Genomic DNA, 13,172 nt, shown 5'->3' with positions numbered 1-13,172 from the left:
CCGCCCGTTAACATTGACATTTGCGACCTCCGGCATAGCTCCAGCGATCAAGAACCCCGCGTTGTAAGAGCTGGGGGCGTCCCCTATAAAGCCATGCAGACGTGGCGAGACCGGTATGTCCGGCCGCGCAGAGGAGAGTGTTGAATGCCGTGGAAGAATCAAGGCGGAGGCCCATGGGGCTCTGGTCCGAAGGGACCTTGGGGTTCTGGTCCGCAATCGTCCGGACCGAGGCCGCCTGATCTTGAGGATCTGCTGCGCAAGGGGCAGGACCGTCTGCAGTCGATGCTGCCCGGCGGCTTCGTCAGCGGCATGGGCATCGCGCTCGTGCTCGCCGTGGCGCTCGTGATCTGGGGTCTGTCCGGTTTCTTCCGCGTGCAGTCCGAAGAGCTCGGTGTCGTCCTCCGGTTTGGCAAGCATGTCCGCACCGTGCAGCCCGGCCTCAACTATCATCTGCCCTATCCGATCGAGACCGTGCTGTTGCCGAAGGCGCTGCGCGTATCGACCCTGTCGGTCGGCATGTCGATCCTGGAAGACACCGGTCGCCGTGGCCGCACCATCCGGGATGTGCCGGAAGAAAGCCTGATGCTGACCGGCGACGAGAACATCGTCGATGTCGACTTCACCGTGTTGTGGCGTATCAAGCCCGACGGTGTCGGCAACTTCCTGTTCAACATCCAGAACCCCGAAGGCACCGTGAAAGCGGTCGCCGAAAGCGTGATGCGTGAAGTCGTTGGCCGCGCCAACATTCAGCCGATCCTCACCGGCGCACGCACCACCACCGAAACCCAGGTGCAGGAACTGATGCAGAAGACGCTCGACGGCTATAGCGCCGGCGTCCTGATCCAGCAGGTCCAGTTGCAGAAGGTCGATCCGCCGGCACAGGTGATCGATGCATTCCGTGACGTGCAGGCGGCACAGGCCGACGCCCAGCGTCTGCAGAACGAAGCCCAGACCTATACCAACCGCGTCGTTCCCGATGCGCGCGGTCGTGCTGCGCAGATACTGCAGGTCGCCGAAGGCTATCGCGAACAGGCGATCGCCGAAGCCAAGGGCCAGAGCGCGCGCTTCCTGAAAGTGTATGACGAGTACAAGAAGGCGCCGGACGTGACCCGTCAGCGTATCTATCTCGAAACCATGGAGCGGATCCTCGGCGGTGCCGAGAAGCTAGTCTATGACGGCGGCCAGGGCGCCGGCGCTTCGCAGGGCGTTGTGCCTTATCTTCCCTTGAATGAACTGACGCCGCGGCGTCAGCCTCCGGCGCCATCTGGTCAGCCTCAGCAGAGCGGGAGCACCCGATGAAAACCGGCATCTCAGGTATCGTTGCACTGATTGTAGTGCTGGTGCTGGTCATCGTGGGCTTCGGCTCGATCTATACGGTGCGCCAGACTGAACAGGCCCTCGTGGTGCGACTCGGTGAGCCCGTCCGCGTGGTCACCGAGCCCGGTCTGAACTTCAAGATCCCGTTCATCGACAGCGTGATCTCGATCGACAAGCGTATCCTCGATCTGGAGAACCCGGCTCAGGAAATCATCGCCAATGACCAGCGTCGTCTGGTGGTCGATGCCTTCGCCCGCTACAAGATCAAGAACGCGTTGCGCTTCTATCAGAGCATCGGGTCGATCCAGGCGGCGAACATCCAGTTGACCACGCTGCTCAACGCCGCGATGCGTCGTGTGCTCGGCGAGGTTACCTTCATCCAGATCGTGCGCGACGAGCGCGAGAACCTGATGAACAAGATCCGCGAGCAGCTCGACAAGGAAGCCGACGGTTACGGCATCTCCGTCGTGGACGTTCGTATCCGCCGCGCCGATCTGCCGGAGGCGAACAGCCAGGCGGTGTATCAGCGGATGCAGACCGAGCGTCAGCGGGAAGCCGCTGAATTCCGCGCGGGCGGTGGCCAGAAGGCGCAGGAGATTCGCTCCAAGGCCGATCGTGAAGCAACGGTGATCATCGCCGATGCCAACTCGACCGCTGAACAGACCCGCGGTGCCGGTGACGGCGAGCGCAACCGTCTGTTCGCTGAATCCTACGGCCAGGATCCGGAGTTCTTCGCGTTCTATCGCTCGATGACCGCTTACGAGAACGGATTGAAGAGCAACGACACCCGCTTCCTGCTGCGGCCGGATTCGGAGTTCTTCCGCTTCTTCGCCAATCCGTCGGGAAAGCCCCCCGCGGCAAAGCCGCAGTAACGGCGTCGCTGGTTAAGCTTACGCGGATACCTGTTTTGCGTTCGCTCCTACTCTGATCTAAGGATGAGGCGCGCCATCGTGGTGCGCCTCATTTGTTTTCAGAAAAGCGCCAAGAAAACTGCCAAGAAACTGCGGCCAGGGTGCGAAGGTTCGGGGAGTTGACGTCAGATGAGGTCCATAGCGTTTGCCGACTTCCTCATCGGCATCGGAATCCTGTTCATGTTCGAAGGCATCCTGTTCCTGGCATTTCCCGGATGGATGCGCCGCGCCATGAAGAGCGCGCTGCAAAGCCCTGACAATATCCTGCGTATCGCCGGTCTGGTCTCCGCCGTCGGTGGCCTGATCCTGATCTGGGCGATTCGGCGCTAGCCGCCACTCGTGATCTCTCCGGCGCGTCCGAAAAAGCTCTTGCAGATCAACGCGATCGTGCACGCTTACGTCTGCATTCCGCCGCAATCCCCGTCCCAGATGGGCCAGCCGGATGGCCCGCCCGAAGGCTTGCGCGATGTCGCCGTTCGGGCGCACTCTCAGTCAAATTTGCCGACTCTCTTTTGGAGACGTTTCCGACATGTCCATCGCTCATTCCTCTCTGAGCCTCGTTTCGCGCCGTGCACCGTATAGCGGCCTGCGTCCGCTGCTGACGGCGCTTTGTTTCGGCGCCGCGGTCGCCGCGTTTTCCGCGCCGGCCTCGGCCCGCGGGCCGGACGGGATCGCCGACGTTGCCGAGAAGGTGATCGATTCCGTGGTCAATATCTCGACCACCTCGACCGTCGAGGCGAAGAACAGCGACAAGGGGGAGGGCGGTGGCCGCGGGGCGATGCCGCAACTGCCGCCGGGCTCGCCGTTCGAAGAGTTCTTCGACGACTTCTTCAAGAACCGCGGCGGCCGCCCGGGCGGCGACAAGAATGGCGGCCTGCAGCCGCGCAAGACCAATTCGCTGGGCTCCGGTTTCATCATTGATGCCTCGGGTGTTGTGGTCACCAACAACCACGTCATTGACGGCGCCGACGAGATCAACGTCATCATGAATGACGGCACCAAGATCAAGGCCGAGCTGGTTGGCGTCGACAAGAAGACCGATCTGGCGGTGTTGAAGTTTACCCCGGTGAAGCCGGTGGTCGCCGTGAAGTTCGGCGACAGTGAAAAGCTGCGGCTCGGCGAATGGGTGATCGCGATCGGCAATCCATTCTCGCTCGGCGGCAGCGTCACTGCGGGCATCGTCTCGGCGCGTAACCGCGAGATCAGCAACAACAGCCCCTATGACAGCTACATCCAGACCGATGCCTCGATTAATCGCGGCAATTCGGGCGGTCCGCTGTTCAACCTCGATGGCGAAGTCGTCGGCGTGAACACGCTGATCATCTCGCCCACCGGCGGCTCCATCGGCCTCGGCTTCGCCGTGCCGTCGAAGACCGTGGTCGGCGTCATTGAGCAGCTGCGCGAATACAAGGAAGTCCGCCGCGGCTGGCTCGGTGTGCGCATCCAGCCGGTCACCGACGAGATCGCAGAAAGCCTGAACATCAAGCCGGCGCGCGGCGCGCTGATCGCCGGCGTCGACGACAAGGGCCCGGCCAAGCCCGCCGGCCTCGAGCCCGGCGACGTGGTGATCAAGTTCGACGGCCGTGACGTCAAGGAACCGAAGGACCTGTCGCGCATCGTTGCCGGCACCGCCGTCGGCAAGGCCGTCAATGTGCTGATCATTCGCAAGGGCAAGGAAGAGACCAAGCAGGTCACCCTCGGACGTCTCGAGGACGACAAGCCGGTGCAGGCCTCGATCAAGGCCACGCCGGAAGCCGAGAAGCCGGCGACGCAGAAGGCGCTGGGCCTGGACCTCACGGGTCTCAGCAAGGATCTGCGTACCAAGTACAAGATCAAGGACAGCGTGAAGGGTGTCATCGTGACCGGCGTCGATGCTGGCTCTGACGCCGCCGAGAAGCGCCTGGCTGCCGGCGACGTCATCGTCGAAGTCGCGCAGGAAGCGGTCACCAATGCCGCCGACGTGAAGAAGCGCGTCGATGCCTTGAAGAAGGACGGCAAGAAGTCGGTCCTGCTGCTGGTGTCGAATGCCGAAGGCGAGCTGCGCTTCGTGGCGCTGAGCGTGCAGTAGGGCGGTTCTTCTCCCTCCCTCAAGCGCGGCGTTGCCGCGCACAGCGGGGAGAGTGGTTGTCTGTTCTATCCCCACGTCATGGCCGGACTTGTTCCGGCCATCCACGTCTTGCTTGTGGCCAAGTCGTGGATACCCGGCATTCGCCGGGCATGACGGCGTTTGATTTTGGCGTTCGCGCGTCATGCGATGTCAGATTCAACTGTCAAACAGCCACTGCTCTTCAGACATGCGTCATCACCCCCAGTGTTTGCGGCGCGGGGGCGCCGTCGTGTTTCGCATTCCCGCCCCCTTGTGAGAGGGCGTGCGGAACGCCGGGTGCCCGTTGCACCCTTGGGCCTGATGCGAATGCGGTCTTCCGCAATTGTGAGTGCATCAGGACTTTCGGACGCGCTGGGCGAAGTGCCCGGCGTTCCGCCTGCTGTGTTTTTTCGGTTGCTTGCGCGTTGCCATGGCGAACGATCCCATCACCAAAATTACAGTCCCAGGGCGGAGGGACAGGGTGCCTCAAGCGAGTAAGCCGGACGCGTTTTGACTTGGTCGTCCGTCACACTGTCCAGGGGTCTTTCCATCTCAAGGCCAGCCGTCTCCTTGCCAGTGGCAGTGCTGGCGCAGATCCGTCCTGCCCGAAGACAGACGTCACCCCATGAACCGCGTGACGCCGCATCTCCGGCGTCCACCGCATCCCACCCCACGACCGTGACGATCGCGATCGCCCCTCTCGAAGGGGTAGGACGAATAAGAAAATAATCTATATAAGGATATTGTCAAGGAGAGATAGGAAAAAATGTTTGATGCGGCTCCGCATCCCCCAAAAAAACTGTCATTCCAGGGCACGCCGGGACGATACGCGGACGAATGCGGACCCTGCTGGGCTTGGTATCGATGGCCTCTCTGCCCCGGACGACCTGTGCCATGCGCCATGATGCCCGCGCAGCGGCGCTTGCTAGTGTGGCGTCTGAACGATCAGCCGAAGACACTTCATGAATTGCTTTTCGGCTCCCTTGGGGAGTCTTTGCAGGATAGCTCGCTCGACTGACGCGTCCCGTGTCATGACGCGATTCAGCATGGCTGCACCGTCAGGTGCCAGAAACAGCTCATAGGCACGTCGATCTCCGGGCGCCGGTCGCCGCTCAAGCAGGTGTCGCTCCACCAGTCGCTTCACCATTTCGGCGACGGTATTGCGATCCAAGAAAAGATGCTCGGCAAGCATGTTCTGGCTGAGGCCGGGACGTTGGTAGATCGCAACCAGTGTCGCCTTCTGCCGCGGGGTAATTTGCTCATCGGCAAACTCGCGCGAGAACCGTTCCTCAGCGGCGAAATGTGCCCTGCGCAATAAATGCGACACGACGTCTTCGAGTCGAAAGCGGTCGAGGATGGACCGCACCGGCGCCGTCAGCGCGGCCTCGGCGCCACGGGAAGGCAGGGACGATGCGGAAGCCTTGCCGGTCGCCGTTCTGCGCGATGAGCCCGACATCCTGGTTCGGCGTTTGGTCGTTGTTCTGGTCATGGTGGTCCGACACGATCTGCAGATATTGCCGTACGAGCGATCACATCGCGATGCACGAATAGGCAGTTCACGCTCTAGCACTGCGTAGAAAGCCCAACAAGATAGCAGCATACTTCGGCTTCTTCGATACGAGCGGTGACTTCTGCTGACTTCAGTGTAGTCGGTGCGAGTTCCGTTTTCTTGACAGTAGTCGGGGCAATCGCTAGCTTTTGATAAGAGACGTATACGTACAAATTTGCGAGATGCTGCATGACGTGCGACGAGGCGAGAGCAACATGACGACCGATCCTCAAGCAGTTGTCGTGGAGGGCATGGCAACGCCGCGCGGCCGCTATCCGCACTTCAAGCGTGCCGGTGACCTGGTCTTCGTTTCCGGAACAAGCTCGCGACGCGCGGATAACACGATAGCCGGCGCGAGCGCCGATGCCATGGGAACGGTGACGGTCGATATCCAGTTACAGACCCGCGCGGTGATCGAGAATATTGCGAGGATAATAAGCGAGGCCGGCGGCGGACTGTCCGATATCGTCGAAGTCAGCACGTTCCTCGTCAATATGAACGACTTTGGCGGGTACAACGACGTGTACGCCGAATTTTTCGGCTCCGACGGTCCTGCGCGGACGACGGTCGCCGTTCACCAGCTTCCGCATCCGCATCTGCTGATCGAGATCAAGGCTATCGCCTACCTGCCCCAATCCCGCACCTGACCTTGTCCGGAGGATTACCCATGCCCATGACACGCCGCCATCTCTTGCAGGGCGTCGCCGCTTCAGCCGCACTCTGGAGTGGTCGCGCGTTGGCGCGACCATCGCTGGCCCGGATCATGGTTGGTTTCGCGGCTGGTGGGACGCTCGACGTGATCGGCCGCCGGCTCGCCGATCAGCTCGGCGGGAATTTTGCCGACTCGGTCATCGTCGAAGGTCGTACCGGCGCTGGTGGTCGCATCGCGATCGACGCCACCAAAACTGCCACGCCTGACGGCACGACCATCGTACTCTCGCCATCCTCGCCGATCGTCATCTTTCCGCATGTCTACACGAAGCTGAGCTATGATCCGGTCGCGGATCTTATTCCGATCACGCCAGTGTGCTCGAATGCGCAAACCTTCGTCGTCGGAAAGGCCGTTCCTGAATCGGTCAAGACACTGCGGGATTTTATTGGCTGGGCCAAAGTCAACAAGACGTTCTATGCCACGCCGGCTGCCGGCTCGATCATGCATTTCCAGGGCTGGGCGTTTGCCCAGCAGGCCGGCATTGAGATGACTCATGCGCCCTATCGCGGAATGGCGGCGATTGTGCCGGACCTGCTGTCGGGCACGATGCCGACATCGATGGCGGTGACCGGCGACATTCGCCAACATGTAGAATCAGGAGCGCTGCGCGCGCTCGCGGTCACGAGCGCGCAGCGATCGCGCTTCTTGCCGAATGTGCCCACATTCGCCGAACTCGGCTTTGACCAGGTCACCGGAGTTGATTGGTACGGGCTCTTCGCGCCCGCCAAGACGCCGCAGCCGATCGTCGAACAATTGCAGCAAATGGTTCACGCCGCGATGAAGGCGAAGCCGGTCGCAGAATTTCTCGAGCAAATGGGATTTGACAGTTACACGCTCGATTCCAAGCAGCTTGCGAGCCGCATTCAGGAGGAGACAGCGCGCTGGGCTCCGGTCGTCAAACAATCGGGATTTCAGCTCGACAATTGAGCTCTTGGATGAGAGCGCTGCCGTGACTGCCGCTTCGCCATGCTAACGGTGGTCGTGGCTCCTGGCATGCGCCGGGACGACGGAAACAGCCGGCTTTCTCGCAGGAGCGCGATCCTGCCCGAAAACCGGGGCTTTCGGAGTGAGGCTCTAGCTCACAAATTCGCTGCGCTTGTAGCCCTGCGCATAGAGCAACGCCGTAAGATCGCCGTGATCGATCCGGGCTGCCGCCGCCGCTGCCACGGCAGGCTTGGCGTGATAGGCGACGCCGAGACCGGCGTCCTGGATCATGGCGAGATCGTTGGCGCCGTCGCCGACGGCCATGGTGTCGAGATTGTCGAGATCGAAGGACTCGCGCAGCTCGACCAGCGTGGCGAGTTTCGCAGCCTTGCCGAGGATCGGCTCGGCGACGGTGCCTGTCAACTTGCCATCAGCGACATGCAACACGTTGGCGCGATTTTCCTGGAAGCCGACGAGCTCGGCGACCTTGCTGGTGAACAGCGTGAAGCCGCCGGAGACCAGACACGTATAGGCGCCATTGGCGCGCATGGTCTGCACCAGCTCGCGGCCGCCGGGCGTCAGCGTGATGCGCGAGGCCAGGACCTCGTCGACAACGTCGACCTTCAGATCCTTCAGGAGCGCAACGCGTTCGCGCAGCGCCGGCTCGAATTCGATCTCGCCGCGCATGGCGCGTTCGGTGATGGCGGCGACATGGGCCTTGAGGCCGGCGAAGTCGGCGAGCTCGTCGATACATTCCTGGCCGATCATGGTGGAATCCATGTCGGCGAGAAAAAGCTTCTTGCGCCGGTCGCTGACAGGCTGCACGACAACGTCGATCGGCATGTCGCCGCGGGCTGCGCGCAGGCGGTCGCCGAGCGCGAGCACGTTGTGGTCGCTGGTGAAGAGGATGTCGGCGGCGACGCCGTCGCTCAGCCAGTGCGCTTCGGTGTCGCCCGGCAGAAGTGCGCGCAGACCGTCGACCACCGTGCTATCGAGAGCGGGATTGGCGGGGTTGCAGATCAGGGTCGCAACGAGAGACATGACGTGAGTTCCAGGCCAGACAACAGAGCGCTGCTTATCGCAGGGCCGACCGCCAGCGGCAAGTCGGCGCTGGCGCTGGCCGTGGCGCGCGCGCGGGACGGCGTGGTCATCAATACCGACAGTATGCAGGTCTATCGCGACCTGCGCGTGCTCACCGCGCGGCCGACGGTTGAGGAAGAGGCGCTGGCGCCGCACCGGCTCTACGGGAGTGTCGATGCTGCCGTGAACTTCTCCGCCGGGGCGTGGGTGGATGAAGCCGCGCGCGTCCTTGCCGAGGTGCGGGCGCAAGGCAGGCTGCCGATCTTCATCGGCGGCTCCGGACTATACTTCAAGGCGCTAACGCGCGGGCTCTCGGCCGTACCACCCGTCGCCGCCGAGGTGCGCGACGATGTACGCGCGCGCCTGGAAAGGGATGGGCCGGAGGCGCTGCATGCGCAGCTCGCTTTGGTTGATCCGGTCTCCGCCGCGCGGCTCAATCTGCGCGACCGCACGCGCATCGCGCGCGCGCTGGAAGTCGTGGAAGCGACCGGACGTTCGCTCGCCGACTGGCACGGCGAGGGCCTGCCGCCGCTGCTGCCGCCGGGCACATTCACCGCGATTTTTCTCACGCCGGAGCGCGATGAACTCTATGCGCGGATCGATGCGCGGTTCGAGCGTATGCTGGATGAGGGCGCGCTGGACGAGGTCGCGGCGCTCGCGGCACGCGGTCTGGACCCGCTGCTGCCGGCCATGAAAGCGCATGGCGTGCCAGCGCTGATCCGGCATATTCGCGGCGAGATCTCGCGCGACGAAGCTTGCGTGGTCGGGCAGGCGGATACGCGGCACTACGCCAAGCGGCAGTTCACCTGGTTTCGGCATCAACTGCCGGAGTTCGCATGGGTGACGCCGGAGGAGGCGGGGGCGAGGGTGGCCACCGGCGTTAGTAACTAACGCACCGTCATGGCCGGGCTTGACCCGGCCATCCACGTCTTCGCTTGTGGCCAAAGGCGTGGATGCCCGGCATGCGCCGGGCATGGCGGTTGAGGGGCGGTGCCTTCGAAACCCGAGGGCGCATACCAGCCCGCCCGATTTTTCTGCTCGCCGAACGCCGAAGACCCAGCTAGGCTTCAAAATCAGCGCGATCACAGCAACTTCCCTTGACATCCCCCGTTTGCTGGCTATGTTCCGCGCAAGTTTTGAAAAGTCGGACTGATCCTGTGCGCAACAAAGTTACAAATCTCCTTATTATCGTGGTACCCTGGCGCACCGCCGGGGGTAGCTGACGGCTACCCACGAACCGAGCGGTGTGCACAGGGTCCTGAACGGGCCCTTTTTTATTGTCTGAACTTCAAGCTTTCCGAACCCAGCGACTATCCAGACCAAGCCGCGCCGCAGAGCGCATCCGGAGCGAACCATGAGCGACAGCAAGCCTCACGATCCCAATCAGATGACCGGCGCAGCGATGATCGTGCGCGCGCTTGCTGATCATGGCGTCAAGCACATCTTCGGCTATCCCGGCGGTGCGGTGCTTCCGATCTATGACGAGATCTACCAGCAGTCCGAGGTCGAGCACATTCTGGTCCGCCACGAGCAGGGCGCCGGCCATGCCGCCGAAGGCTATGCGCGCTCCACCGGCCTGCCGGGCGTCGTGCTGGTGACGTCCGGTCCGGGCGCCACCAACATGGTGACGCCGCTAGCCGACGCGCTGATGGATTCGATCCCGCTGGTCTGCATCACCGGTCAGGTCCCGACGCATCTCATTGGTAACGACGCGTTCCAGGAATGCGACACGGTCGGCATCACGCGGCCCTGCACCAAGCACAACTGGCTGGTCCGCGACGTCAACGATCTCGCCAAGGTTCTGCATGAAGCCTTCTACGTTGCGACAACGGGCCGACCGGGTCCGGTCGTCGTCGACGTGCCGAAGGACGTGCAGTTCGCCACCGGCACCTATCATCCGCCGCGCAAGTCGGACGTCCATATCTCCTATTCGCCGCGCGTGAAGGGCGATGCCAATGCGATCCGCAAGGCGGTGTCGATGCTGGCGGGCGCCAAGAAGCCGATCATCTATTCGGGCGGCGGCGTTATCAATTCGGGCCTCGCAGCATCGAAGCTGCTGCGCGAACTGGTCGAGGTCACCGGCTTCCCGATCACCTCGACGCTGATGGGCCTCGGCGCCTATCCGGCGTCCGGCCCGAACTGGCTCGGCATGCTCGGCATGCACGGCACTTACGAAGCCAACATGGCGATGCATGACTGCGACGTCATGCTGTGCGTCGGCGCGCGCTTCGACGACCGCATCACCGGCCGGACCGATGCGTTCTCGCCGAACTCGAAGAAGATCCACATCGACATCGATCCGTCGTCGATCAACAAGAATATCCGCGTCGATATCCCGATCATTGGCGATTGCGGCAATGTGCTGGGCGACATCCTGCAGGTGTTCAAATCCGAGGCGAAGAAGCCGGACACCAAGGACTGGTGGAAGACCATCGCCACCTGGCGCGCGCGCAATTCGCTGGCCTACAAGAAGAACGACGATGTGATCCTGCCGCAATTCGCGATCCAGCGGCTGTTCGAGGCGACGCGCGGTCATGACACCTACATCACCACCGAAGTCGGCCAGCATCAGATGTGGGCGGCGCAGTTCTTCGGCTTCGAGGAGCCGCATCGCTGGATGACGTCGGGTGGTCTGGGCACCATGGGTTATGGCCTGCCGGCGGCGCTGGGCGTGCAGGTCGCGCATCCGGACTCGCTGGTCATCGATATCGGCGGCGACGCCTCGGTGCAGATGACGATGCAGGAAATGTCGGCGGCGGTTCAGCATGAACTGCCGATCAAGATCTTCATCCTCAACAACCAGTATATGGGCATGGTGCGCCAGTGGCAGCAGCTGCTGCATGGCAACCGGCTGTCGCATTCGTATTCCGAAGCGCTGCCGGATTTCGTCAAGCTTGCTGAGGCCTATGGCGGTGTCGGCTTCCTGTGCAGCAAGCCCGGTGATCTCGACGGCGCGTTGCAGGAGATGATCAAGGTGAAGAAGCCGGTGCTGTTCGACTGCCGCGTCGCGGCGCTGGAGAACTGCTTCCCGATGATCCCGTCGGGCAAGGCCCATAACGAAATGCTGCTGCCGCTGGAAGCGAATGACGAAGCCACGGCTGCGGCCTTCGCCGGCGGTAAAGCGCTGGTTTGATAAGTTCTGGAAAGACAACGACAATGGAACAGCCTGCCTCCGCCTATTTCATGGAAGAGCGTCACGATCCCAACGAGACGCATACGCTGACGGTGCTCGTCGCCAATGAGCCGGGCGTGCTCGCACGCGTCATCGGGCTTTTTTCGGGCCGCGGTTACAACATCGAAAGTCTCACGGTCTCGGAGACCGAGAGCCACAAGCATGTCTCGCGCATCACCATCGTCACCACGGGCACGCCGATGGTGATCACGCAGATCAAGCATCAGCTCGATCGCATGATCCCGGTGCACCGCGTCGTCGACATGACACTGACCGGCCGCTCCATCGAGCGTGAGCTTGCCATGGTGAAGCTGCGCGGCACCGGCGAGCATCGCGTCGAGGCGCTGCGCCTCGCCGAAGCGTTTCGTGCGCGCGTCATCGACGCCACCATCGAGAGCTTCGTGTTCGAGATCACCGGCAATACCGGCAAGATCAACCAGTTCATCGACCTGATGCGGCCGCTTGGCCTCGTCGAGATCTCGCGCACCGGCGTCGCCGCCATCAGCCGCGGACCGGAGGGGATGTAGCCTCCGCGCATCGCAGTCATGAAACCTCTCGACATCGCGTTGGCCGTCGCAGTGGCCGTGATCTGGGGCGTCGGCTTCGTGCTGACCCGGATGGCGGTCGACGAGATGTCGTCGACGCTGCTCACCACGCTGCGCTTCGGCATCACGGCGCTGCCGTGCCTGTTCCTGCCGAAGCCGAAGCTGTCATGGCTGCTGATCGTCGCGACAAGCTGGCTGCTGGTGGCGCAGTTTCTGGCGCAGACCTATGGCATGGCGCATGGCGTGCCGGCGGGGTTGACCTCGGTGATCGTGCAGAGCCAGGCGCTGTTCACGGTTGGGGCCGCCGCGCTGTTCCTGCGGGAATTGCCGACGCGGCAGCAGGTGATTGGTATTGTCATTGCGATGGGCGGGCTGCTGATGATCTGCTTCACGGTCGGTTATGACTTCAGCGTGTTCCCCTTCATGGTGCTGATGACCGCGCCGGTGAGCTTTGCGTTTTCCAATCTGCTGCTGCGGCGCGCGCAGGGCGTGCCGATGCTCGACCTGTTCGCCTGGATCAGTCTCGTCGCGCTACTGCCGCTGCTCGTTGTGCTGTTCAGTGTCGATGGCGCTAGCACGACGTGGCAGTCGCTCACGCATGCCTCGTTGAAGGCGTTCGCCTGTGTGCTGTTTCTCGCGGTAGTCGGCACCACGCTGGGTTACTGGATCTGGGGCCGGCTGCTGCGTGATTATTCCGCCGCACAGGTCGTGCCATTCGCGCTGCTGGTGCCGTTTATCGGCGCGGCCGCGTCGAGCGTCACGTTCGGTGAAACATTTGGACCGCTGCGTCTCGCCGGCATGATCGTTGTTGTGCTGGGCATCGCGGTGATGCTGCTGTCGAAGCGCCCACCCATTCTTGTCGAGGTGGTTTGAGGT

General features: G+C 62.6%; 12 protein-coding genes. 10 read left to right on the top strand and 2 right to left on the bottom strand.

Going from position 1 to position 13,172, the window contains the following annotated elements:
• The first annotated feature begins 144 nt into the window (after positions 1-144).
• The 4 genes from hflK (at position 145) to AB8A38_RS09620 (ending at position 4,296) form a co-directional block, all read left to right on the top strand.
• Positions 145-1,299 (top strand): FtsH protease activity modulator HflK, encoded by a 1,155-nt coding sequence (gene hflK / locus AB8A38_RS09635; protein ID WP_315841355.1) that lies wholly within the window; start codon positions 145-147, stop codon positions 1,297-1,299.
• Entirely contained in the window at positions 1,296-2,189 is an 894-nt protein-coding gene (hflC, locus tag AB8A38_RS09630; protein ID WP_089268264.1) for a protease modulator HflC, read from the top strand. Before hflK ends, hflC begins: the two co-directional genes overlap by 4 nt.
• 168 nt (positions 2,190-2,357) lie before the next feature.
• Positions 2,358-2,558: a DUF2065 domain-containing protein gene (locus tag AB8A38_RS09625; protein ID WP_315841356.1), complete on the top strand. Its 201-nt coding sequence runs from the start codon at positions 2,358-2,360 to the stop codon at positions 2,556-2,558.
• A gap of 199 nt (positions 2,559-2,757) precedes the next feature.
• Positions 2,758-4,296 carry a Do family serine endopeptidase gene (locus tag AB8A38_RS09620; RefSeq protein WP_315841357.1) on the top strand — a complete coding sequence of 513 codons (1,539 nt, stop codon included), beginning with the start codon at positions 2,758-2,760 and terminating at the stop codon, positions 4,294-4,296.
• A gap of 943 nt (positions 4,297-5,239) precedes the next feature.
• Here AB8A38_RS09620 and AB8A38_RS09615 read toward each other — a convergent pair.
• Positions 5,240-5,770, bottom strand: a complete 531-nt coding sequence (locus AB8A38_RS09615) for a MarR family winged helix-turn-helix transcriptional regulator (protein ID WP_439085823.1) — start codon at positions 5,768-5,770, stop codon at positions 5,240-5,242.
• Between the two features lie 308 nt (positions 5,771-6,078).
• Here AB8A38_RS09615 and AB8A38_RS09610 point away from each other — a divergent pair, with 308 nt between their 5' ends.
• Together AB8A38_RS09610 and AB8A38_RS09605 are read left to right on the top strand one after the other, a co-directional pair.
• Positions 6,079-6,510 (top strand): RidA family protein, encoded by a 432-nt coding sequence (locus AB8A38_RS09610; protein WP_439085822.1) that lies wholly within the window; start codon positions 6,079-6,081, stop codon positions 6,508-6,510.
• A gap of 20 nt (positions 6,511-6,530) precedes the next feature.
• The gene (locus AB8A38_RS09605) at positions 6,531-7,502 is read left to right on the top strand and encodes a Bug family tripartite tricarboxylate transporter substrate binding protein (RefSeq protein WP_439085821.1); all 972 of its coding nucleotides are present in this window, start codon (positions 6,531-6,533) and stop codon (positions 7,500-7,502) included.
• Positions 7,503-7,649: 147 nt separating this feature from the next.
• Here AB8A38_RS09605 and serB read toward each other — a convergent pair whose 3' ends face one another.
• Complete coding sequence (serB, locus tag AB8A38_RS09600) at positions 7,650-8,540, bottom strand: phosphoserine phosphatase SerB (RefSeq protein WP_315841361.1); 891 nt, start codon at positions 8,538-8,540, stop codon at positions 7,650-7,652.
• A 3-nt stretch (positions 8,541-8,543) separates the two neighbouring features.
• Between serB and miaA the strand changes: the two genes are divergently transcribed.
• The 4 genes from miaA to AB8A38_RS09580 all read left to right on the top strand — a co-directional run bounded on the left by miaA (position 8,544) and on the right by AB8A38_RS09580 (position 13,169).
• Entirely contained in the window at positions 8,544-9,470 is a 927-nt protein-coding gene (gene miaA / locus AB8A38_RS09595; RefSeq protein ID WP_439085820.1) for a tRNA (adenosine(37)-N6)-dimethylallyltransferase MiaA, read from the top strand.
• A 463-nt stretch (positions 9,471-9,933) separates the two neighbouring features.
• Positions 9,934-11,712, top strand: coding sequence for an acetolactate synthase 3 large subunit (locus tag AB8A38_RS09590; protein WP_439085819.1), 1,779 nt, complete (start codon positions 9,934-9,936; stop codon positions 11,710-11,712).
• Positions 11,713-11,735: 23 nt separating this feature from the next.
• The gene (ilvN, locus tag AB8A38_RS09585) at positions 11,736-12,278 is read left to right on the top strand and encodes an acetolactate synthase small subunit (protein ID WP_068738461.1); all 543 of its coding nucleotides are present in this window, start codon (positions 11,736-11,738) and stop codon (positions 12,276-12,278) included.
• A gap of 18 nt (positions 12,279-12,296) precedes the next feature.
• A complete protein-coding gene (locus tag AB8A38_RS09580) occupies positions 12,297-13,169 on the top strand; it encodes an EamA family transporter (protein WP_439085818.1) in 873 nt (290 codons plus the stop codon).
• Positions 13,170-13,172: the final 3 nt, after the last annotated feature.

This window comes from Tardiphaga sp. 839_C3_N1_4, assembly GCF_051811045.1.
Lineage (GTDB): Bacteria > Pseudomonadota > Alphaproteobacteria > Rhizobiales > Xanthobacteraceae > Tardiphaga.
Note: the sequence above shows the minus strand (reverse complement) of the source record. Positions and strands in the feature narration are given on the sequence as shown.